Annotated in this window: 18 protein-coding genes; 11 read left to right on the forward strand and 7 right to left on the reverse strand. The window is 36.2% G+C overall.

All coding sequences use genetic code 11. The features are described 5' to 3' along the window. Window positions 1–357 precede the first annotated feature (357 nt). Complete coding sequence (locus tag KYG33_RS18085) at window positions 358–555, forward strand: hypothetical protein (RefSeq protein WP_149835059.1); 198 nt, start codon at window positions 358–360, stop codon at window positions 553–555. Between the two features lie 83 nt (window positions 556–638). Here KYG33_RS18085 and KYG33_RS18090 read toward each other — a convergent pair whose 3' ends face one another. Further along, window positions 639–2,267, reverse strand: coding sequence for an acyl-CoA carboxylase subunit beta (locus KYG33_RS18090; RefSeq protein WP_077413802.1), 1,629 nt, complete (start codon window positions 2,265–2,267; stop codon window positions 639–641). A gap of 286 nt (window positions 2,268–2,553) precedes the next feature. Continuing rightward, window positions 2,554–3,075, reverse strand: coding sequence for a GNAT family N-acetyltransferase (locus KYG33_RS18095; protein ID WP_077413803.1), 522 nt, complete (start codon window positions 3,073–3,075; stop codon window positions 2,554–2,556). A 170-nt stretch (window positions 3,076–3,245) separates the two neighbouring features. Between KYG33_RS18095 and KYG33_RS18100 the strand changes: the two genes are divergently transcribed. The 3 genes from KYG33_RS18100 to KYG33_RS18110 are packed head-to-tail and all read left to right on the forward strand — an operon-like array spanning window position 3,246 to window position 5,972. Continuing rightward, a complete protein-coding gene (locus tag KYG33_RS18100; protein ID WP_180565119.1) occupies window positions 3,246–4,124 on the forward strand; it encodes a DMT family transporter in 879 nt (292 codons plus the stop codon). A 13-nt stretch (window positions 4,125–4,137) separates the two neighbouring features. Continuing rightward, window positions 4,138–5,220 (forward strand): PorV/PorQ family protein, encoded by a 1,083-nt coding sequence (locus tag KYG33_RS18105; RefSeq protein ID WP_077413805.1) that lies wholly within the window; start codon window positions 4,138–4,140, stop codon window positions 5,218–5,220. An 11-nt stretch (window positions 5,221–5,231) separates the two neighbouring features. Beyond that, window positions 5,232–5,972, forward strand: a complete 741-nt coding sequence (locus KYG33_RS18110) for a hypothetical protein (protein ID WP_077413806.1) — start codon at window positions 5,232–5,234, stop codon at window positions 5,970–5,972. A gap of 432 nt (window positions 5,973–6,404) precedes the next feature. Here KYG33_RS18110 and uvrC read toward each other — a convergent pair whose 3' ends face one another. After that, window positions 6,405–8,198: an excinuclease ABC subunit UvrC gene (uvrC, locus tag KYG33_RS18115; protein WP_077413807.1), complete on the reverse strand. Its 1,794-nt coding sequence runs from the start codon at window positions 8,196–8,198 to the stop codon at window positions 6,405–6,407. 83 nt (window positions 8,199–8,281) lie between these two features. Then, entirely contained in the window at window positions 8,282–9,043 is a 762-nt protein-coding gene (locus KYG33_RS18120) for a hypothetical protein (protein ID WP_180565120.1), read from the reverse strand. A gap of 129 nt (window positions 9,044–9,172) precedes the next feature. Between KYG33_RS18120 and hutH the strand changes: the two genes are divergently transcribed. The 3 genes from hutH to KYG33_RS18135 all read left to right on the forward strand — a co-directional run bounded on the left by hutH (window position 9,173) and on the right by KYG33_RS18135 (window position 12,772). Continuing rightward, a complete protein-coding gene (gene hutH / locus KYG33_RS18125) occupies window positions 9,173–10,660 on the forward strand; it encodes a histidine ammonia-lyase (RefSeq protein WP_219072169.1) in 1,488 nt (495 codons plus the stop codon). Between the two features lie 92 nt (window positions 10,661–10,752). Further along, the gene (locus KYG33_RS18130) at window positions 10,753–11,199 is read left to right on the forward strand and encodes a GNAT family N-acetyltransferase (protein WP_077413809.1); all 447 of its coding nucleotides are present in this window, start codon (window positions 10,753–10,755) and stop codon (window positions 11,197–11,199) included. Window positions 11,200–11,290: 91 nt separating this feature from the next. Beyond that, complete coding sequence (locus KYG33_RS18135) at window positions 11,291–12,772, forward strand: S8 family peptidase (protein ID WP_219072170.1); 1,482 nt, start codon at window positions 11,291–11,293, stop codon at window positions 12,770–12,772. 78 nt (window positions 12,773–12,850) lie between these two features. Here KYG33_RS18135 and ygiD read toward each other — a convergent pair whose 3' ends face one another. Then, window positions 12,851–13,678, reverse strand: coding sequence for a 4,5-DOPA dioxygenase extradiol (gene ygiD, locus KYG33_RS18140; RefSeq protein ID WP_077413811.1), 828 nt, complete (start codon window positions 13,676–13,678; stop codon window positions 12,851–12,853). An 80-nt stretch (window positions 13,679–13,758) separates the two neighbouring features. Next, window positions 13,759–14,271, reverse strand: coding sequence for a YceI family protein (locus KYG33_RS18145; protein ID WP_219072171.1), 513 nt, complete (start codon window positions 14,269–14,271; stop codon window positions 13,759–13,761). A 341-nt stretch (window positions 14,272–14,612) separates the two neighbouring features. On the opposite strand from KYG33_RS18145, the gene KYG33_RS18150 reads away from it, so the two are divergent. The 4 genes from KYG33_RS18150 to KYG33_RS18165 all read left to right on the forward strand — a co-directional run bounded on the left by KYG33_RS18150 (window position 14,613) and on the right by KYG33_RS18165 (window position 20,681). Continuing rightward, on the forward strand, window positions 14,613–16,751 hold the full coding sequence (locus tag KYG33_RS18150) for a S9 family peptidase (RefSeq protein WP_180565125.1): 2,139 nt from the start codon (window positions 14,613–14,615) through the stop codon (window positions 16,749–16,751). Between the two features lie 228 nt (window positions 16,752–16,979). After that, entirely contained in the window at window positions 16,980–18,005 is a 1,026-nt protein-coding gene (locus KYG33_RS18155) for an LLM class flavin-dependent oxidoreductase (protein WP_077413813.1), read from the forward strand. A gap of 391 nt (window positions 18,006–18,396) precedes the next feature. Further along, entirely contained in the window at window positions 18,397–19,809 is a 1,413-nt protein-coding gene (locus tag KYG33_RS18160; RefSeq protein WP_219072172.1) for an inorganic phosphate transporter, read from the forward strand. A gap of 44 nt (window positions 19,810–19,853) precedes the next feature. Beyond that, window positions 19,854–20,681, forward strand: a complete 828-nt coding sequence (locus KYG33_RS18165; RefSeq protein WP_219072173.1) for a universal stress protein — start codon at window positions 19,854–19,856, stop codon at window positions 20,679–20,681. Window positions 20,682–20,729: 48 nt separating this feature from the next. On the opposite strand, the gene KYG33_RS18170 is transcribed toward KYG33_RS18165, so the two are convergent. Beyond that, complete coding sequence (locus KYG33_RS18170) at window positions 20,730–23,765, reverse strand: AAA family ATPase (protein WP_219072174.1); 3,036 nt, start codon at window positions 23,763–23,765, stop codon at window positions 20,730–20,732. Between the last annotated feature and the right edge of the window lie 2 nt (window positions 23,766–23,767).

The raw sequence follows: 23,767 nt of genomic DNA on the forward strand, positions 1-23,767 counted from the left end.
TCGAGCCGAATCTCACAACTCATCATTCATAACTTATAATTCATAATTAGACTCCTTCTCCTAGCCCCGATAGTAATAGTTACCCCGCAGCATGCCTGGGAGAGCCAGTGGGATGCAGCGTAGGGCAGCCTGGCGTGAGGAGTATGAATGGATAGCGGGAGAAGGCTTCTGAAATTTGTTAAAGTATTTCCTCATCAATCCTATTTTATCGTATATATAAATCTTACTTAAGAATACTTTAAATTGAAGATGAAAAAATTCTTATTAAATTTCACCATATGTTGAAAAAATAGTATATTAGAAAAGCGTAATCCGAAAAGCTATAATAGAGTAGGAATTATCAAAAACTAAATAACTATGAAAAATCTGGTAAAGATTTCTAGAGAGAGTTTAAAATCACTTAAAGGAAGCGGAGGCCCTGGTTGTCCGGATGATCCGGCATTTGGAATGTGTTATCCTCCGGGATGGCCTAATGGAATCTGTTTGAGCAAATATCAATGCTGTATGAGGCTGGGCGGCCCTATAGAATTTTGTAAAGAAGAATATGGAAACTAATATTCCTATAATTTAAAGATATAAGTAAAAACACGGCTATCTCAAACTGAAATAGCCGTGTTTATTTTATAAATATATTATGATCAGACTTGAATTACTCCTAAGTTGAATTTCTCAGTAATGGGAGCGTGATTAGCCGCTTCAATTCCCATAGAAATCCATTTTCTTGTATCTGCAGGGTTGATGATGGCATCTGTCCATAATCTTGCTGCTGCATAGGTAGATTCGGTTTGCTTCTGATATCTTTTTGAAATTGTATCCAGAATTTCGTTGTGCTCTTCTTCGGTAATTTCTTTTCCTTGTTTCTTTAACGTAGATTCCTGGATCTGAGCAAGTACTTTTGCAGCCTGTGTACCTCCCATTACAGCCAGATCAGCCCAAGGCCATGCAACAATGAGTCTAGGATCGTAAGCTTTACCACACATAGCATAGTTTCCTGCTCCATAAGAATTCCCTGTAATGATAGTAAATTTAGGAACTACAGAATTGGAAACAGCGTTTACCATTTTGGCTCCGTCTTTAATGATACCTCCATGTTCAGACTTCGAGCCTACCATAAATCCGGTAACATCCTGTAAGAAGATTAAAGGTATTTTTCTTTGATTACAGTTAGCAATGAATCGTGTAGCCTTATCTGCAGAATCTGAGTAGATCACTCCACCAAACTGCATTTCTCCTTTACCACTCTTAACAAGCTTTCTCTGATTGGCTACAATACCTACAGACCAGCCATCAACTCTGGCTGTTGCGCAGATAATACTTTTACCGTAATCGGGTTTATATTCTTCGTATTCGGAGTTGTCTACAATACATTTAATAATTTCGTAAGTATCGTATTGCTCAGCTCTTGAAACCGGCATAATTCCGAAGATATTTTCAGGATTTTCTTTAGGTGGGAAGCTTTCTATTCTGTCAAAACCTGCTTTTTCAGTAGTTCCGATAGACTTCATGATGTTTTTGATTCTGTTCAAAGCATCTTTATCATCTTTAGCTTTATAATCTGTCACTCCTGAAATAGAGCAGTGAGTAGTAGCACCGCCCAATGTTTCATTGTCAATACTTTCTCCTATAGCGGCCTTTACCAGGTAGCTTCCGGCAAGGAAAATAGAGCCTGTTTTATCTACAATCATGGCTTCATCACTCATAATAGGAAGATAAGCTCCTCCGGCTACACAACTTCCCATTACGGCAGAGATCTGGATGATTCCCATAGAACTCATTTTAGCATTATTTCTGAAAATTCTCCCAAAATGTTCTTTATCCGGGAAGATCTCATCCTGCATAGGCAGATAAACACCTGCAGAATCTACCAGATAGATGATTGGAAGTTTGTTTTCCATAGCAATTTCCTGTGCTCTCAGGTTTTTCTTTCCTGTGATAGGAAACCATGCACCGGCTTTTACAGAAGCGTCATTGGCAACGATGATACATTGTCTTCCGGAAACGTAGCCAATCACCACTACAACCCCGCCGCTAGGACATCCTCCATGCTCCTTATACATTTCGTATCCTGCAAATGCTCCTATTTCTATGGAATCTGAATCTTTATCGAGAAGATAATCTACTCTTTCTCTTGCTGTCATTTTTCCTTCATCACGAAGCTTTTGAAGCCTCTTCTCACCACCACCTTTTTTGATCTCAGTGAGTAAGCGATTTATTTCAGATAATTTTAATCTGTTTTGATCTTCTCGTTTATTGAATTCAATGTCCATAAAATTTTTAATTTTTTACGCTTAAAGATACTATTTTTATGAGGAATACAAATAGGAAGTAAAACAGTTGTTTAATACTTTGGTTTCTAGTAAATTGTGAAATTTTTAACTAAAAAATATTTTTAAATAATTTATATTTTTTCTAACTTTACAGTAGAGTAACAGAGGTGATATTCTCTGCAAAATACTCTAAGTTCCTAGTTTATTTTTTTAATAGTTTATTATTTGAAGGCCCTGAAAGTTTAACAAATTTTCAGGGTTTTTTTTATTGCTGTTTGTGCGATAGCTAGTAATACTTTCTATATTCTACAATATTCAGGTCGATAAGATGATTCTTGGTTTTTTTATATTTTTTAGCAGGAATAAAGCCTAATTTTTCCGGAATTTTTCTGCTGGCTATATTTTCTTCATCTACAGGATATAAAATATACTTGAAAGTGAAATTCTTTTCCAGGAATTCTATGAGGGCTGTTATGATTTCAGTTCCCAATCCTTTTCCCTGAGAACTTTTTTTTAACCATAGGCCAAGCTCAACAGATTCTTCTGTTATATTATGGATACCGCAACATCCTGTAAAATCACCATCAGAGTCCAGGGCAGCCATTACCAGATCTGTGTTTTGCGACAGAGTTCTTTTGGATTCATTAACGAAGGTAATTATATCCTGTCTGTTACCTTGTGGATTAAAAGGCATGTATCTGGTAACATCATTTGTAAAATGTTCTAAAATATCATCTATATATAAGTCTTTAACAGGCTTCAAGGTTAGACGTTTTGTTTTGATTTCAATATTTGGACTTAATATCATATTGTAATTTTGATCTTTTTACTAAATGAATAGAAAAGGTGCTGTATTAGGTAAAAAACTATTAAAAACTTTATTTATCGTCTTTTTATTAATGTAAATTTATATTTTTTGTAAGATTTATAAAAGCGTATTTGTAAATTTGCACGTTAAAAATTCAAAGGAGATAGGTTATGCATAAATTGGCGCTTTTCAGGTTGCACTTAATTGTATTTTTGTGGGGATTCACCGCAATTTTGGGAAAATTGATTCATGCCAATGCACAGATTCTGGTATTTTACAGAATGCTCTTTGCTTCCATTTTTCTTTTTGTATTTATCAGAGTTTTTAAAAAGGACAGTATAAAAGTTTCCAGGAAAATATTTTTTCAGCTGGCAGCAATAGGTTTTGCTATGGCGCTTCATTGGTATTGCTTTTTTTATTCTATTAAAGTCTCCAATGTTTCTATTGCATTAAGCTGTCTTTCCTTATCTACACTTTTTGCCTCTATCCTGGAGCCTATTATTTTTAAAAGAAAAATTGATATCTCTGAAGTCATTATGGGAACAGTCATTGTTGCCTGTATACTATTGATCTTTAAAACGGAATTTCATTTTAAAGAAGGTATTATTTATGGAATCTTTTGTGCTGTATTCGGGACTATTTTTTCTGTTTTTAATGGTAAAATGTTTGGTAAAACGAGCTCAGGAAACATTATTTTTTATGAAATTTTCTGTGGTTGGTTCATTTTAATGATATTTTATTTGCTTTCCGGGCAAATTTTTCAGATGAATGAAATAAACTACCGGGATTTGGCGTTAATATGCTTGTTAGCTAGTGTTTTCACTGCTTTTCCTATGTTAGAATCGGTGAATTTAATGAAGTATATATCACCTTTCACTTTAATTTTAACAGTTAATTTAGAACCTGTCTACGGAATTATACTAGCTTTTTTTATCTTTGGGGAATCAGAACATATGAGCCCTATATTTTATATTGCTTCAGGAGTTATGATACTGGCTATCATTGTCAATGGATTAATTAAAGCCAGAAAAACTAAAAACTTAAACTAAGCATCAAATTTATATGATGAAAAAATATCTTTTACTTGCATTTTCACTGCTGTTTGGGCTGTCTCAATCTCAGATTATCAGGAAATATTCCAATGAATTCTTAAATATCGGAGCCGGAGCAAGAGGTCTTGCAATGGGTGGGGCAGTAATTACCAATCAGGATGATGTATATTCTCCTATGTGGAACCCTGCAGGTTTGATGTCAGTTGAAAGAGACTGGCAGGGTGCAGCCATGCACGCAGAATACTTTGAGTCTATCGCAAAATACGACTATCTGGCATATGCGAAAGTACTTGAAGAAGGTGTTTTTGGTGTTTCAGTGGTAAGACTTGGGGTAGACAATATTCTGAATACTACCCAAATGATCGACTCAGAAGGGAATATTGATTATGATAAAATTACTAAATTCTCTCAATCCGATTACGCTGCTATCCTTTCTTATGCCTTCAGACCCGGAGGAAATCCAAAATTGGATGTTGGGGTAAATGCTAAAATTGTCTACCGTAACGTAGGTAAATTTGCAAGTGGTTATGGTTTTGGTTTTGATGTGGGTGCTATTTATAAAGCAGATAACGGATGGAAGTTTGGAGGTATGGTAAGAGATATTACTACTACCGTAAACTTCTGGAGTATCAATCAGAAAGAACTTTCAACCGTTGTTAACGGAGAAGAATTCAACCCGGCACCGAAAGATAAACTGGAACTTACAATGCCTAAGCTGAATGTAGGTGCCAGTAAATTATTTGAAATCAATAGCAGTGTATATGTATTGCCAGAAGCAGGGATAAATGTGGATTTTGCTAAAACCGCTTCATTAATTTCCACAGATTTTGCAAGTATCAGCCCTTATGCCGGAGCTGAACTAGGGTATCAGAAAATGATTTTTGTGAGATTGGGGATCAACAGATTCCAGTCGATTACAGATATAGAAGATCTTAAGAGAAAAGTTTCTTTCCAGCCAAGTGCAGGTCTTGGAATAAGATACAGAGGGCTTACACTGGATTATGCGATTACAAATTCGGGGATAGGTGGATCTAACTTCTATTCCAATTTCTTCTCATTGAAACTGGATATGGGAGCATTCAGAAACGATTAAAATTATAGAAAATGAAAAAGTTATCAATATTGATGTTGGCAGTGAGTTCAACAATGGTTTTTGCACAAAAAGTTTCAGACTACAAATATGTTTCAGTTCCTGAAAAATTTGAAACATTTAAGGAAGATTATGGTTTAAAAAACTTTTTCATCAAAGCTTTGGCGGGGAAAAAGTATATAGTACTTCCGGTAATTAAAGATAACTGGCCTGCAGAAGCTAAAAGTAATTTCTGTAATGTGGTGAATGCTGATGTTATTAATGATAAAAATTTATTTAAAAATAAAGTAATAGTACAGTTTAAGGATTGTAATAATAATTTAATACTGGAATCAAAAGGAGGGTCAAAAATCAAAGAATATGAAGAAGGATTACAGGATGCAATAAAAGAAGCTTTAATAAAAATCCCGCTTTCAAATCCTGTTGCATTCTTACCCGCATCTACTAAAGGTCAGAATACATCTCCTGAACCTGCCGTATCTGTTGCATCTACGACTACTCCTGAAGCGAATAGCTACTCCAATGGGAAACTTGATCTTCAAAAAATACAGATTGATCCTAATCAGTTTATCCTAGCAAAGTCTGGCAGCTCTGTTCCATTTGCAGCTTTTAAAACCACTTCTAAGAACTCAGTTTTCATTGTAAAGCTGGCTGATGGAAATACGACACTTGGATATTTTGAAAATGGAAGTATTGTGATAGATATTCCACAGGCTGACGGAAGATATTCCAAAGAAGTTTTTGTGGCAAAATAATCTGAAAATAATAAACATAAAAGGCTCTTAAAAAAAGAGCCTTTTATAATATATATGCTGATGTGTTTTTCATTTTTTCGAAAGTTTGAAAAGGTTTGTGTTTGGGCTTTCTACAAAAAACATATACTATACAAATACGAGAGATAAGTCATCATCTATAATGGTAATGAAAATGTAGAAAAATTTATAAAAAGAGAAAAAATTTCATAATATTATCGTTGTTAGTTGATAATACTAATTTATGAAAAAAATACATATAATACCATTTTTAAATAAAATATTTATTTATTTCTGTTTTTCATTGTAGTATTTCTGTTGTATTCAACAAAATATTGGGCTTTTGTCCCTTTTTGATGAAATAGGAAATGATGGTGAAATGCTATGAAAACGGCCTTTTAGTTGTGAAAATTTAACTGTCTGTACCAGAGTTTATCAATTGGCATTAAAAAACTCCCAAATTACTTTAGCTTTACTTTTCCCTAAAATCTCTTCCAGAGTTTCCAGATTAGCTTCTTTGATACGTTTTACAGACTTCAGTTTAGACAGAAGTAGTTCAATAGTTTTTTCTCCAACACCGGAAATTTCTTCCAGTTCAGATTTAATAGTAGAATTTTTCCTTCTGGTTCTGTGATGCTTTACCCCAAATCGGTGAGCTTCATCACGTACACGCTGTAGAATTTTTAAAGTCTCGGATTTTTTATCCAGATATAAAGGAATAGGGTCTTCAGGAAAGAAAATCTCTTCCAGTCTTTTGGCAATACCTACAATGGTAATCTTTCCGTAAAGTCCCAACAATCTCAGGCTCTTTACTGCAGAAGACAGCTGCCCTTTTCCTCCGTCTATCAGAATCAGCTGGGGAAGATCTTCACCTTCATCAAGCATCCTTTTGTAACGGCGGTAGATCACTTCTTCCATAGTCGCAAAATCGTTAGGCCCTTCCACTGTCTTAGGATGGAAAATTCTGTAATCTGCTTTACTCGGTCTGCCGTCTTTGAAAACAACACATGCTGAGACAGGATTTGTTCCCTGAATATTTGAGTTATCAAAACCTTCAATATGTCTCGGCTCAACCGGCATTCTGAGAAGTTTCTGCATTTCAGCCATGATTCTGTTGGTATGCCTTTCAGGATCTACAATCTGAACCTGTTTCAGTTTTTCCAGACGATATTCTTTAGCATTCTTTTCAGAAAGCTCTACAATTCTTTTTTTATCTCCAACCTTAGGAACAATCAGTTTTACATTAGGAATTTCTACAGACAAATGAAATGGTAGCAGCACTTCTTTGGAATCAGAAGAAAACTTCTGACGGATCTCGATCAATGCTTCTTCCATAATATCTTCATCTGTTTCTTCAAGAATCTTTTTGATCTCAGTAGTAAAACTCTGAATGATATTTCCATTTCTGATTTTAAAGAAATTGACATATGCTGCCGTTTCATCACTGGTCATCCCGAAGACATCTACATCATCAATATTAGGGTTAACTATCGTATTCTTAGCCTGGTAATCTTCCAGGATATCCAGTCTTTCCTTAATGATCTGAGCCTGTTCAAATTGAAGGTTGGAAGCCAGTTTCATCATTTGATTGACCAGATAATCTTTAGCTTTGCGGAAATCCCCTTTGATTATTCCACGGATGGCATCTATCTTTTCATCATATTCTTCCTTGCTTTCAAGATCTTCACACGGGCCTTCACAGTTTTTGATATGATATTCCAGGCAGACTTTATATTTTCCTTCCGAAATCTTGGCCGGAGAAAGATTCAGATTGCAGGTTCTGAGCTTGTAAATATGCTTGATGGTATCCAGTAAGATCTTTGCAGGACGCACTTTTGCATAAGGACCATAATATTCGGATCCATCTTTAATTACATTTCTGGTTAGAAAAATTCTTGGGAAATCTTCATTCTTGATGCATATCCACGGATAGGTTTTGTCATCTTTCAGCATGACATTATAAAACGGCTGATGTTCCTTGATCAGATTATTCTCCAATAAAAGTGCATCATACTCACTGTTTACAATTGTCGTTTCCAATCGTTGGATTTTACCGACCATTATTTTGATCCTGTATCCGGAAAGGTTTTTGTTGAAATAGGAGAGAACCCTCTTTTTAAGATTTTTAGCTTTCCCCACATACAAAAGCTGTTCATTTTTATCATAATAACGATAAACGCCGGGTTCGGATGGTAAGGTTTTGAGCTGTAGTTCTAAAGAAGGATTCATGTAACAAAATTAAGGAAACTTTCCCTATTTAAAAAAGAAAACCTGCAGATGGATCTACAGGTTTTTTATAAGGTCAAATTATTTTATCCGTTTGTTATTGCAGTATATTCACTTATAAGAAAACTGAAGTAATCCCATTCCACTGAGTTTTTAGGATACTTTTTCATAAAGTCCTGATTGTCTCCAAAAAGGAAATCATAATTGTCTTCGAAATCATCTTTGTGAAGCCACATCACTTTATCTCCTTTCTTTACATAATAAGATTTGATAACCCCACCTCCAAGTTGTGGAGAGCCCATTACAGAAAAACCTGTTGTTTCTTTAGCCCTGGGATCGTGATATACTGAAATAATATCATCAAAACCAGGATTGATTACCTGCATCAGGAATTCCTTATCATCTTTTTTGTTCTTTAAGGAAACAGTCTGGTTTACAAAATAAATTCTGTCGTTGTTGGTGTTTTTAGTCAGCTTCTTAGTGCCAAAATTTCTGATGTTTCCCATATATTTGGCCACTTTAGCAATCTTTTCTGCATTGCTCGGATATACATACATCTCGTTGATCTGATCAGCATTAAATGTAGTATTCTTTTTTGTTACACTGTCTTTGATAGCTACTTCGTAGATCTGCCCTTTTTTGGTTTCAATCTTATTACAGAAACCTTTGTATGTAGTTCCGTCTTTTAAGATAATTGTAGAAGTTTTCTTAGGCGATGGAGCATTAAAACCTTCATTGAAAAGGTAAGTTTCCATTTTTTTGATGTCCTCTTTAGAATATTTTACTTTCTGGGCGAAAGCTGTTGTGCTTGCTACACATAAAGCAAGGAGTAGAGTTTTCAGTCTCATGTATTATTGTTTTTAATTTTGGGCTAAAAATAGTAAAATAATTCCCTTGTTTATATAAAAATATAGAAGATTGAAATTTAGCTTTTCCAATTATTGTTAAATGCGTAATTTTAAGAAAATTTTTTAGAAATGATATACGGAGTAGATGTTTTTACTTTCCATGATGTTCTGGAAATCTGTAAAAAGCCAAATAAAGCCAAGCTTAACAAAGCCGCAAAAGAACAAATCTTAAAATCACAGAAAAACGTACAGAAAATAGTAGAGTCTGACAGATGTGTGTATGGAATCAATACCGGGTTCGGACCCTTATGTGATACTAAAATATCAGCAGACGAAACAGCTCAGTTACAATATAATCTGATCATCTCCCATGCAGTAGGAGTAGGAAAACCGATTGACAAAGAACTTTCCAAGATCATGATGATTGCTAAAGTTCATGCCCTTTCAAAAGGATTTTCAGGAGTTTCTCTTGAAGTTATTGAAAGAATGATTCTGATGCTGGAAAAAGATATCATCCCGGTGGTTCCTGAACAGGGATCTGTAGGAGCTTCGGGAGATCTTGCTCCTTTGGCCCATCTGGTGCTGCCATTGCTTGGTTTAGGACAGGTTTGGGAAGGAGATCAGGTTTCTGAGACCATGGAAGTGCTGAATAAACATGATCTTGAAGCATTGGCTTTAGGACCAAAAGAAGGATTAGGACTGATCAACGGGACACAGTTTATCCTTGCCCATGCGATCAAAGGACTTGAAAAATTCGAATACTTATTAGATCTTGCAGATATGACTGCTGCAATGAGTATTGAAGCATACAGAGGTTCTGCGAGCCCTTTCAAAAAAGAGCTTCACGAGATCAGACCTTTTGAAGGCAGTAAAAAAGTAGCGGCAAGAATGCTTAAATTCTTAAAAGGATCAGAAAATATGAAAGCTCACGAAGATTGTGAGAGAGTTCAGGATCCTTATTCCATGAGATGTGTACCACAGGTTCACGGAGCCAGCAGAAATGCTTTTGAGCACCTTAGAAGTATGGCGGAAACAGAGTTGAATTCCGTAACAGACAACCCGATTGTATTAAGTGCCGAAGAATCTATTTCAGGCGGAAACTTCCACGGACAGCTGATGGCTCTTCCTTTAGACTATGCTACACTGGCGGCTGCAGAATTAGGAAATATTTCTGACAGAAGAAGTTATTTATTATTAGAAGGAAAATACGGTCTTCCAAGATTATTGACGGAAAGCTCAGGATTAAACTCAGGATTTATGATTCCTCAGTATACTTCAGCTGCTTTGGTTACAGAAAATAAAACATTATGTTTCCCTGCATCGGCAGACTCTATTCCTACAAGTTTAGGCCAGGAGGATCATGTTTCTATGGGAAGTATCTCAGGAAGAAAATTCAATCAGGTTCTTGGAAATCTTGTGAACATTTTGTCTGTTGAGCTCATGTTTGCTGCTCAGGGACTTGAATTCAGAAGACCGGCGAAATGCTCTAAAGTAATTGAAGAAAACTATACAGTTCTTCGTTCCAAAGTTGCTAAACTTGAAGATGACAGGCTGATCGGTAAAGATATGCTGGCAATAGCGGAATTAATTAACGAAAGAAAATTTGTTGTTAACTAATCTAAAATATAATAAAAGCTTCCGAAAGGGAGCTTTTTTGTTTTCATAAATGTCTTAATTATTAAATTTTTTGAATCTTTTAATCAAATAAAATGCACATACTCAGAACAGATTCTACAAATCCAGACTTTCAAAAATTAGTAAAATCTCTTGACGCTACTTTAGCAGAACATAATGGAGAAAATGATGATTTCTTCAGTCAGTATAATAAAATCGATACTATCAAAAACTGTGTAGTAGTTTACATAGATGATATTCCGGCAGCTTGCGGGGCATTCAAACCATTTTCCGAAGATACAGTAGAAATAAAAAGAATGTTTACCGATCCGGAATTCAGAAAAAAAGGACTAGGCTCAGCCATTGTAAAAGAGCTGGAAAACTGGGCAGCAGAATTGAATTTTGAAAAAGCCGTTTTAGAAACGTCCCAGGATCTTAAAAGTGCTATCTCAGTGTACGAAAAAAACGGTTTTTACAGAATACCCAACTACGGACAATACATTGGAATAGAGCAAAGTGTCTGCTACGAGAAAGAATTGTAATTTAATATTCATGTAATGGTAAATTCATTTTTTTTCAGTTTTTAATTCCCGTCAAAGTGTTATATTGTGGAACCAACCAAAATTATAACATATGAAAAAAACTGTATTCCTACTGGCAATATTTTTTGCCTTAAATTCGTGTTCCAGAGAAGAACTTCAGAACGAAAATGTAAAAACAGAAATGGCTCAGAAAGATCCACTGACGGCAAAACAGATCAATGAACGGATCAATCAGGCTATTAAAACGGATGGTGCTTTCAATTGGAAGAATGAATCCGATCATTTCGTATGGAGTGCTATTTTCCGTGGGAACAAAATGGTATCCATAGGTTTTGGAGCTTCTAAGGATGACTTTGACAGAAGTAAATCCCCAAACAACAGTGAAATGGAAAAGGAGGTCCTTTCTGTCATCAAAAAATATGAAGGAAAAGAGGAAAGAAATTTCCTTCTTCTTTCAGATCAATATGTTAATCAGATGGATGTTGTGATTGAAAAAGAAGAAACCATTACTGCTCTTCGACAAATGAAAAACATCCGATACGTAGAGCCGGCAGATTATCATTATTTTGAATTTGAGGCTCAATATAATGCAGCTGCAAAATCCTCTGGAAGCGGTTCATCAGGATGTGGTTTTTCATCATCAACATTAAGTACAGCAGACTACACATCTACAACACCAAGCGCAAAAATTCCTTGGGCTTTCACAAAACACAACATTCCTGAAGCATGGAGCTACAGTACAGGAGCAGGTGTTACCATTGGACTTATTGATACAGGAGTTTCTCCGGAGCAAACTTTATTGGGAGGAAGCTTTAATAATGGTGCTTCTTCAGGAAGAACAATCAGTAAATTGGGAGTATATAACTCAGATGGATCCGGAGATCAGTGCGGACACGGAACAAAAATGGCTTCCGTAATGACAGCTCCAAGAAATAATGCAGGACTGCCGGTAGGAGTAGCTTACAATGCCAATCTGATCGCTTACAGAGCCGCGGAAAATGTTGTTTTGGAAACATCCAGCGAGCAGACTGCTGTAAAAACGGCTTTTACAGAATTGGGTAATAACACCAGTGTAAAAATCATTTCAATGTCTATGGGACATATTTTCTCTGTCGGGAAAATTGAAGATGGTGTTAAATATGCTTATTCTAAAGGAAAACTAATCTTCTGTGCCGGAGGAACTTCTACCAGCTTTACCAGTTTTGTGGGGGTGATTTTCCCTGCATCAATGTCAGAAACCCAGGCGATAACAGGAGTAAAAGAGAATACTTCCAATCAGAAATGTGATGTTTGCCACTCCGGAAGTCAGATCGACTTTACTTTCCAGATGGAAAGACCTTCAGGTAATACTGTTCCTGTTTTGAGTTATTACAACGGGCAGGCAGATTATGTAGGTGGTTCTTCAGTAGCTACAGCAGCTACAGCGGGAATTGCAGCTTTAGTCTGGGCTAAAAATCCATCATGGACAAGAGATCAGGTGCTTAACAAGATGAGACAGTCTGCAGCCTACTATCCAAATGTTAATTCAAGCTATGGCTACGGAAACATCAATGTATTAAAAGCAGTACAGTAAATAATACTACCTTTATAAAAGAAAAGGAAATATCTCAGCTGAGGTATTTCCTTTTTTATTTTTAATATCCGATTATGATTATCCAATCCTTACACTCGTCATACTCAGCGAGCCTCCGATAAGCTCATCGTTGAATAAAGTAAGCTCTTCAGACTGATCTTTAAGCCCCAAAGTATATAATAAAGGAAGATAATGATCAGGGGTAGGAACAGCATACTGTAAGAAAGTTCCTTGTTTCTGATAATCAATAATATTTTGAAAATTACCGTCAAGAAGCCAGTTGTTGGTTTTTTCTCTGGCTTCTATTGCCCAGTCCCAGCCGGCACCTACTGTATTAATATTTTTCCAGTCGATAAGGCGGAGGTTATGAACGATATTTCCGCTTCCGATGATCAGAATACCTTTTTCACGAAGCTTATTGAGTCTTTTCGCAAGATCATAATGATACTGCGGAGGCTTTGTATGATCAATACTCAGCTGAATCACAGGAATATCTGCATCAGGATACATATGCTTAATGACGGACCATGCACCATGATCCAGTCCCCAGCTGTGATCCTCTTCCACATCAACAGGGAGAAGGAGCTCTGCTGTTTCCTTTGCTAATTCCGGACTTCCCGGGACAGGATACTGCACATCAAAAAGAGCTTTTGGAAACCCATAAAAGTCATGGATGGTTTTCGGCATATCCATAGCGGTTACAAAAGTTCCGGCTGTATACCAATGAGCAGAAATACAAAGAATTGCATTAGGTGTTGGAATTTCTGAGGCAGCTTTTCTGAAACCCTGCACAAATTGATTCTCTTCAATGGCATTCATTGGTGAGCCGTGCCCAAGAAATAAAACAGGCATTCTCTGTGTGCTTTTAAAACCGTCGCTTATGTTTTGAAGATCATTGAGGTTCATAAATATTGAAGATTATAAAAAAATAAAAGGTTCAAGGCTTTTAGAAAAATCCCTGAACCTTTTATAATATATGTTATTTATTAAGCCTGTTTTACAAACTGTAATTCACCAGCTATTTTTACATCATCACTTACCATTACACCTCCTGCTTCAAGAGCTGCATTCCAGTTTAATCCGAAGTCTTTTCTGCTGATTTTTCCTTCAAAAGAGAAACCTGCTTTTGTATTTCCCCATGGGTCTACATTGATTCCTCCGAAATCTACGTCAAGATCTACAGGTTTTGTAATTCCGTTGATGGTAAGATTTCCAACGATAGAATTGTTTAACGCCTGAGATTCAAAAGTGATTGTAGGATGTACTTCAGCGTTGAAGAACTCTGCAGACTTTAAGTGATTGTCTCTGTCTGTATTGTTTGTGAATACAGAATCTGTTTGAATTGTAGCTGTAGTTTTTGCATTTGCAAAGAACTCATCTTCAGATTCAATTTCAGCGGTGAAGGTTCTGAAGCTTCCTTTTACATTAGAGATCATCATGTGTTTTACTTTGAAAGTAATTTCACTATGCGTAGGGTCTAAGATCCATTTTGTTGCCATTGTATTTTGTATTTTTTGTTTGTTATAATGATGCAAATTTAGGATAGGATACCTATACAAGTCATTGATATAGGATAAGAAATGCATTTTTCTACATCAGTAGTCAATTTTGCTTCGCAAGTGAATGGTGAATGACTATAGCTGTCTCAAAATTTAAAAATTGACAAGCGGAGCGTATTGACAATTCACGATTGACCTATTTTAATACCTATAAAAATTCTACTATTAAGTTAAGAAATAATTTCTTTGAAAGCATGAATTCTAATTTATGAATGTTTTAATTTAACATTTCTTAACGGATGATTTTTATTTCTTATTTTTGATGGATTCAATTTTATACAATGAAATTACATAATTTTTCTTTATTGATGCTGGTTTTAGGCAGTTCAGCATTTGCCCAGACCCAGAAATTTACCATGGCAGAGGCTGTAAATGGGATGAGAACAAACCTTGCAGTGAAAAATATTTCCCAGTTTTCATGGGCTGCAGACGGAAAATCATACATCCAGGCAGTGAAAGGTGGTTATTTGATTACAGATTTGAAAACCAACAAGCAGGATACTCTGATCTCGTTGAGCCAACTGAATAGAAACTTATCCAATGATAAACTGAAGGCAGTTCCTGCAATCAAATTTACAGGAAATTTCAATGGATATTTTACAACAGGCGGTAAAATGTCATGGATTGAAAAATCAGGAAATGACTGGAAAGTAAAAAGTACAGCTGCTGTAGATCAGGATGCCGCGAATGTGAAAATGTTTGGTGACGGCCAGACTTTTGCCTTCACAGCAAAGAATAATTTATTTGTAAACAGAAATGGAAAAACCATTGCTGTAACCAATGAAACCAATGAAAATATTATCAGCGGGCAAGCTGTTCATAGAAATGAATTCGGAATTGATACAGGAATTTTTCCTGCTCCCAATTCTGAGAGTGTAGCATTTTATAAAATGGATCAAAGTATGGTTGCTGATTACCCAATCATTGATTGGTCTGTAACGCCAGCTGTGAATCACAATATCAAATACCCAATGGCTGGTCAGACTTCTCATCAGGTAACATTAGGTGTTTTCAATATTAAAACTCAAGCTACGACTTTCTTAAAAGTTGAGGAAGAAAAAGATCAATATTTAACAGCCGTTACATGGAGTCCGGATTCAAAGTATATTTTCGTAGGAGTTCTGAACAGAGGTCAGAATCATATGAAAATGAATCAGTATGATGCTGCAACCGGAGAATTGGTAAAAACATTATTTGAAGAAACAGACAGCAAATATGTCGAGCCGCAGCATCCACTTACTTTCTTCCCGAATTCCAATACAGACTTTATCTGGCAGAGTCAGAGAACAGGATACAATCATTTGTTCCACTATAGTTTAGAAAAAGGACTGGTAGCACAAATCACAAAAGGTGACTGGCTGGTAACGGATATCTTAGGATTCAATGAAAAGAAAAAGGAAATCTATTTCACTTCCACAAAAGAAACTCCTTTAGAAAGACATTTATATAGAATCAACTGGACTAATTTCAAAATGCAGAAACTAGACAGTGCGGAAGGAATGCATGCCGGAACTTTGAGCAATGATGGAAATTATCTGTATGATGCTTACAGCAATGCCAATTCACCAAGAGTTGCCAATATTATCAATACTTCTAATTTAAAAGCTACCAATATCCTTACTTCTGAAAATCCGTTAAAGAATTATCAGAGACCGGAAATTAAAAATGTAGAGCTAAAAGCAGATGACGGAACTCCTTTGTATGGGAAAATCATCCTTCCAACAAATTTTGATCCGAATAAAAAATATCCTGCCATTGTTTATCTGTATAACGGACCGCACTTACAGTTGATCACAAACAGCTTCCCGGCTTCCGGAAACCTTTGGTATGAATATATGGCTCAGAACGGATATATTATTTTCACCATGGACGGAAGAGGTTCTTCCAACCGTGGAATGAAGTTTGAGCAGGCTGTATTCAGAAACCTGGGAACTACAGAAATGAACGACCAGATGAAGGGAGTAGAGTACTTAAAGTCTCTTCCTTATGTAAACGGAGATAAAATGGGAATCCATGGATGGAGTTTTGGAGGATTTATGACAACAAGCTTCATGCTTCGTAAGCCGGATGTATTCAAAGTAGGAGTAGCTGGAGGACCGGTAATCGACTGGAGCATGTATGAGATCATGTACGGAGAAAGATATATGGATACTCCACAGGAAAATCCACAGGGATATGCAGCTGCTAATCTTTTGGATAAAGTTCAGAATCTGAAAGGAAAACTACTGATGATTCACGGGGCACAGGATGATGTAGTAGTATGGCAGCATTCTATAAAATTCATCAAATCTGCTGTTGATAACGGAGTTCAGTTAGATTACTTTACATATCCGGGGCATCCGCATAATGTGATCGGGAAAGACAGAGTTCATCTGATGCAGAAGATTACAGATTATTTTGATTTATATCTGAAGAAATAATAAAAAAATCCAGTCTAGTTTTAGGCTGGATTTTTTTGAACATTACCTTAACATTGTTGTATTATGCTTAATTGAGATTGCTTCGCTTTGCTCGCAATGACAATGTTGTGTTATTGGTGGAAAATTAGTGTTATTTGTGTTTGAAAAAACAACAACTTTTCGATCTTACCAAACATCAATGTTTTTGATTTTTCATAGTGGTATTTTTGTATCACTAAAATCAACAATATGGAATTAGGAATAGGAATGTTCGGTGATCTGGCATTTGACCAGTCAACCGGAAAATATAGAGATGCAGGAATTAAGATCCGTGAAATATTGGATCAGGTAAAATTGATGGATGAGGTGGGAATTGATGTTTTTGCAATGGGAGAACATCACCGTCCGGATTATGCTGTTTCCTCACCGGAAATAGTATTGGCAGCTGCAGCAAGCATTACAAAAAATATAAAACTAGCCAGTGGAGTTACTGTTTTGAGTTCTTCGGAGCCGGTAAAAGTATATGAAGACTTTTCAACACTGGATCTGATTTCAGACGGAAGAGCCGAAATATTTGTGGGCCGGGGAAGTTTCATTGAGTCATTTCCGTTGTATGGCTATTCTTTGGATGACTATGAACAGCTATTTGATGAAAAGTTAGAATTATTACTGAAAATCAATTCTGAGGAAAATGTAAGCTGGTCTGGGAAACTTCGTGCTCCTATGAATAATCAAACCGTGTATCCAAGAGCAAAGAATGATGGAAAACTTTCAATCTGGAGAGCTGTAGGAGGAACTCCGCAGTCTGTTTTAAGTGCAGCACAATTGGGAATGCCTTTAGTGGTAGCCATTATTGGAGGAATGCCGATTCAGTTTAGAAATCTGATCGAATTCTATAAGCAGGAATACCAGAAAGCGGGACATGATGTTTCAAAAATGCAGATTGCCGTTCATTCACATACTTTTGTGAGTGATGATCAAAAAGCAGTGGACGGGTATTTCCATAATTATAAATCTCAGATGGATAGAATAGGGGCTTCCAGAGGTTGGGCCCCTTACACAAAAGCACAGTATGATGGCGGAAGAAGCAAAGACGGCGCTTTATTTATCGGAAGCCCGGCAGAAGTAGCAGACAAAATCGCTTATATGAAAGAGATTTTCGGAATTACAAGATTTATCGGACATATGGATGTGGGAGATCCTGCTCATGAGGTGATGATGAAGTCTATTGAATTGTTTGGGAATGAAGTGAAGCCTGTTATACAAGGATTATAACAAGGAAGTTTAGAGATATAAAAAAAGGAGACCAGAAAAGGTCTCCTTTTTACTTTGTTTTATATTGCAAAGAATCTTATTTTTTAAATATAATAAACTGTTAATCATTTATTAACATCGTAATCTTTTAAACTTCATTTCTTTACATTGATGAAACAAAGCGATAGCTATTAATGATTGACCTGTCTATAATCCGTATGATACAAACTTTGTATTGTATTGGTGGCAAACTGTTTATTTCCACAGCCAGTTTGTTCAAAAGGTTTTTTGGATATTCTAAAATCCATTGCTATTCAGGATATCGTTCTTATTATCCCTTTCTGATGGTTTCATTTCTCAATATTCTGGATGCTCTGTTGATCCAGTTATTACAAAATCTAAACAAAAAACCATGCTTTTAAACAATATTCTATTTTTTTCAGTGGATCCGGATCTCAGTACAGGTCTTGTCATTATTTTCATCCTGTGTCTTGTAGCTGTAGTGGCTTTTGAGTTTGTAAACGGTTTTCATGATACCGCCAATGCTGTGGCTACTGTAATTTATACCAAAGCTCTTAAGCCCGTTATCGCAATCCCTTGGTCAGGCTTTTGGAACTTTCTGGGAGTTTTTACAGGGGGAATTGCTGTTGCGATGGGAATCTTAAAATTGGTACCTATGGATACGCTCATAACGCTGCCAATTGCTGTGGGAGCCTCTTTGGTTCTTGCTGTTCTACTGGCTTCGATCATCTGGAATCTGGGAACCTGGTATTTTGGAATACCATGCTCCAGTTCTCATACCCTGATTGGTGCTTTAATTGGTGCCGGCTTAGGATTTACCTGGTATTATGGCGGAGGAGTGAACTGGCATAAAGCAGAAGAAATTGGGATGTCACTTATTTTATCCCCTATAGTAGGATTTTGTTTAGCTGTTTTGCTGATGTGGTTTTTTAAATATGTAATCCGTTATAAAACGCTTTTTCATATTCCAACCGGAGCTAATGACAAACCTCCTTTGGTGATCAGAGCCATTTTAATAACAACCTGTACTTTAGTAAGCTTTTTTCACGGCAGTAATGACGGACAAAAAGGTGTAGGACTTTTTATGCTGATCCTGATTGCTTTCATGCCTGCCCAATTTGCAGTTAATCATGATATTCCTAATGATAAGATTATTTCTATCCTGAACACAACGGAACGTACATTACAGGCAACAGCTGCCCGGAATACTCGAAATACAGCAGAATTTAAGACATTGAATCTGGCCGTTGAAAATGTAAAAGAAAATCTGATCCATAAAAATGAAAAAGACAAAGCCACTACTTATAAATTCCGGAAACAGATAGACAACCTTGTTGATTCTCTAAAAAAGCTGAATGAAAATAAAACCATAGCTATTGACGAATCCAGCAGAGCAATACTTACCAGCCAGATTTCTGAACTTAAAAAATTAACCGAATTTGCTCCTCTATGGGTGATTATTATTATCTCAGTATCTCTCGGGCTGGGAACTACGATAGGCTGGAAAAGAATTGCAGTAACTATTGGTGAAAAAATAGGAAATGAACATTTGAATTATGCTCAGGGTGCATCCAGCGAAATTGTTGCTGCATCTACTATCGGTATAAGTACATTTCTGGGATTACCGGTAAGTACCACGCACGTTTTGTCAAGTGGTATAGCAGGTTCTATGGTCGCTTCCGGTGGTAAAAGTAACCTTAATCCGGCTACATTAAAAAGTATCGGTCTTGCCTGGGTACTTACTTTACCGGTTTCTATTGTATTATCTTTACTGTTATTTATATGTTTCCATCTGTTTATTTAGTGGCAGATTTTTAGTTCAGTGATTATTATTAAAACCGAAAAAAAATGAAACAAATATTAGTTGCCTCAGACTTTTCCAATAACGCAGGTAATGCGCTGTTGTATTCGCTCTCCCTCGCCAAAACTTTAAAGATGAAAGTAACGGTACTGAATGCCATTCATCCTACGGAAGGCATCAACAATAGTACATACAACGCCATTTTTATTGAAGATTACTATGCAAGAAAAAGATCCGCTCTGAAAGAATGGACAGAAACTTTCTGTAATAATGACGTATATAAAGACATTCCGGTAAAAACCGTTTGTGATGTTGGCTTTTTAAGAAATGTTATTACCAAATACATAGAATATAATGATGTATCGTTTTTAGTCATGGGAATGACGGGAGCTACGGGCATTAAGGGAATTATAGGAAGCAATGCCAGTTTAGCCATTAGCAAAATGCGGATTCCAACATTAATAGTTCCTGCGGAAAGTATACTTCATCCAACACCTGTTATCACGCTGGCTGCAGATTATAAAACCACAAAACTATCCGTAAGGGATGTAAAGGCATTGAACCAGATCCTTAAAGTTTCCGATCCTAAAAAATTGGAAATACTTCATATTTCAGACAAAGATACAGCTGCAAGAGCTATAGAAAATGGTGAAAAGAAATTAAAAGATCAGCTTTCTTCTGTGGAAATCACCTTTCACTACGTTGAGGATGATAAACCATCAAGCGGAATTATTGATTTCATAGAAACCAATAAAACAGATATTTTATGTCTTGTAAAACACAATCATAATATTATTTACCGATTATTTTCCGGTAGTACTGTAGACGAGATCCTGAACAAATCTGTAAAGGCTGTATTGATTCTTCATGCATAAATGTTCAAGCCAGCCTTAGTTTAATTTCTTTTGAGGTTTAAAGATTAATTATATAATCTCAATCAGACTTCCTCTTTCCTCGTCTTTAATGATATTGAGAGCTGTAGGAATTTTCTCTTTCAGCTCTTCAACGTGCGAAATAATTCCTACAATCCTGTTTTCTTTCATCAGATTGGTGAGGGTTTCAAATACAATATTCACAGATTCTGTATCCTGAGTTCCAAAGCCTTCATCAATAAAGAAGAAATTTTTATCTGCCTGTGCATTGGCCTGAACGCTTTCTGCCAGTGCCAGAGCCAGACTTAAAGAGACCTGAAATGCCTGCCCTCCCGACAGCGTTTTTACGCTTCTGCTTTTCCCTTCGTTGAGGTAATCAATGATCTCGAAATCGTTATTTTCATTAAGCTGCAGACTCAGCTGGTTTCTGGTCATTCTGTGGAAACGCACATTCGCATGATCACAAAGTTGTCTCAGATAAATAGATGAAACATATTGTACAAAACCTGCTCCTTTAAACAGGTTCATCATTATTTTTAAATTCTCTGAACGTTTCTGAAGTTTTGCCAGTTCTTTCAAAAGGTCTTCTTTTTTTACGAATTCTTTTTCCAGTCGGTCTATTTCTGCAGTTTTTGTTACTACAGAATCACTTATTTTTTTCTGTTCACTTTGCGCTTCACCGAACTGTTGCTCAGTCAGAGAAAACTGTTCATTATCGAATGACAGTCCCTTCAGTTTTAATTCCAGTTCTCCGATGAATTTCTTTAAAGCTTCAAAATCAACTTTAAAGTTCTGAACTTTTGTTCTCACCAGTTGAATATTGATTTCCTGAAGTAAAATATTTTCAACTTCTTTGAACTCTGTAAAATTTTGAGCTGCCAAAGCTTTAACGATAGCTTCTTCATTACCGAAAATTTCCTTCTCGAGTTCTGTGATCTGTTTTTCAGATTGGTTGACAATGGCTTTTTGCTCTGCCAGTTTCGGAGAGAGAATCTTTTCCTGCTGTAATGCCTTTTGGTAATTTTCTTCGGTTTCCCTGTTAGATTGTACCAACTTTTGATAAGCGTCTTCAATCTCAGCTTTTTCCTTTTGAGCATACCTATTCCAGTCAAGAATTTTAAGCCCAGAACGGCTGATATTGATCTGCTCCTGTTTTGAAACTTCTTCCAAACGGAAAGCCTCGAGGGCACTCTTATACTTTTCCAGCGTTTTGGTTTCTTTTTCCAGATTTTCTCTTTCCAAAGCAATGCTTCGCTCCGTTTCCTCAACCTTTTTTTCTAAAGTAAATGAGTCTGAACGTTTTTTATCAAACTCTTCTTCCTGATCCGGGGAAAAAGGCTTCCATGAGAAATTCAGAATATGATTTTCAATATCTTTCTGAATCTGCAGGATAATTTTCTGTTCTGAAAAAAGTTGTTCCTCAAAGATTTTTTTTCGGTCCAGAATTTTATCAATTTCTGCTTCCTGCTTTTGAAGACCAGCTGTTTCCTGTTCTACGGATGTTATTTTCTCCTGAATTTCCTGCAGTTCAGCATTCACATCATGAAATTCCACAATATGCGGATGTTCCTTAGAACCACAAAGAGGACAGTTTTCCCCATCATGAAGCTCACTGGCAAAACGGGAAAGCTCTTTTTGTATTTTGAGATGATCCAGTTTCTGAGAAAGTTCCTTTTTCTTAGTTTCTAAGGCTTCTTTTCTGATTCTGAAGTCTTCTTTATAATTTTCGTTGTAAGCAAAAGGTTTTAATTCTTCTGCAATTTCTCCGATCTGTTTTTGATGTTTCTCAATCTTTTCGGTTTGTTCCTGAAGTGATTTTTTTAAATTTTTTTGTTGAATAAACCAATTTCCCACTTCAGATAACAATGCGGAATCCACTTTTTGTTCCTTCAATAGTTTCACCTGTGAAGAAAGTTCATCAATCTTCTTTTGAATCTTCTCCTTATTGAGATCTACTTCTTTTACTTTTTCGGAACCTTTCTGGGTTCTTTCATTCAGAATTTTGATTTCCTCAGTAAACTTCAGAACCTGAAGGATAAGGTTCATATCATTTTCTTGAATTTTGGACTGTTCCAAAGCTTTGAACTGCGGCTCAAGAATGGAAAGTTGTTCTTTTATAACGATAAAGGCCTTTTCAGTTTCCTGCCATGCTTTAATTTGTTCTTCTCTCTCGTTCCGCTTCTCCGAAATCTCTTTTGAAAGCTTATTTTTCTCAATAATCAATGGATTGAAGAGTCTGAAAATACGGTCATATAATTCCGCTTGCGCTTCCAGCGCATCCATCTGAGGTTTCTCTTCAGAGAGTCTGCTGAATTTTTCCTTATTCTGCTGTAAACTGTCAAAATCGCTTTTTAAGTTTTTCAGCTGTTGATAAGTGTTGGAAATCTTTTCCAGTTTTTCATTGGATTCCGAAAGTAGTTTCTGTTCTTCAGTCAGCTGTTCTTTCTGAACTTTGATCTTCTCTTCATTGATTTCTTCAAAACCTTTTAACTGACCTTCAAGCTGATCCAGTTCAGATCTGTTTTTTACATGAAGTGCAGAAACATTGTTCTGAAGGTCAAATTTTTGAAGATTGAAGATCTCCTTCATCATATTTGTTCTTTCTGCAGCACCCAGTTCAAGGAATTCTTTGAACTGTCCCTGCGGAATAATGATGGTTCGCTTAAAATTGGAATAGCTTAACCCAATGATTATTTCTGCATTAGAGTGATCCAGAGGAATCCATTTGCCATTACTATTTTCATAGAAAGTAACTGCATTAGGCTTTACTTCTTCAAATTTTTTGGAATTTCTCTTAAAGTCACGGGTAGCACGGAAAAGCTTATTCTCATAATTTATAAAATCAAATTCTATATAAGAGCTGTTTGATTTTAAATTCATCATGTTATAAGCTCTTTTATCACGCATGTTCAGACGTTCCGTTTCTCCGTACAAGACAAATGAAATGGCTTCAAGAACCGATGATTTTCCAGAACCCACTGCCCCGAAAATACCAAAAAGTCCCGCTTCAGTAAGGTTTCTGAAATCAATGGTCTGGCGCTCCTGGTACGAGTAAAGTCCTTCGATAGTTAGTTGAACAGGGATCATGG

The sequence above is a fragment of the Chryseobacterium sp. D764 genome, assembly GCF_019317325.1.
Classification (GTDB): Bacteria; Bacteroidota; Bacteroidia; order Flavobacteriales; family Weeksellaceae; genus Chryseobacterium.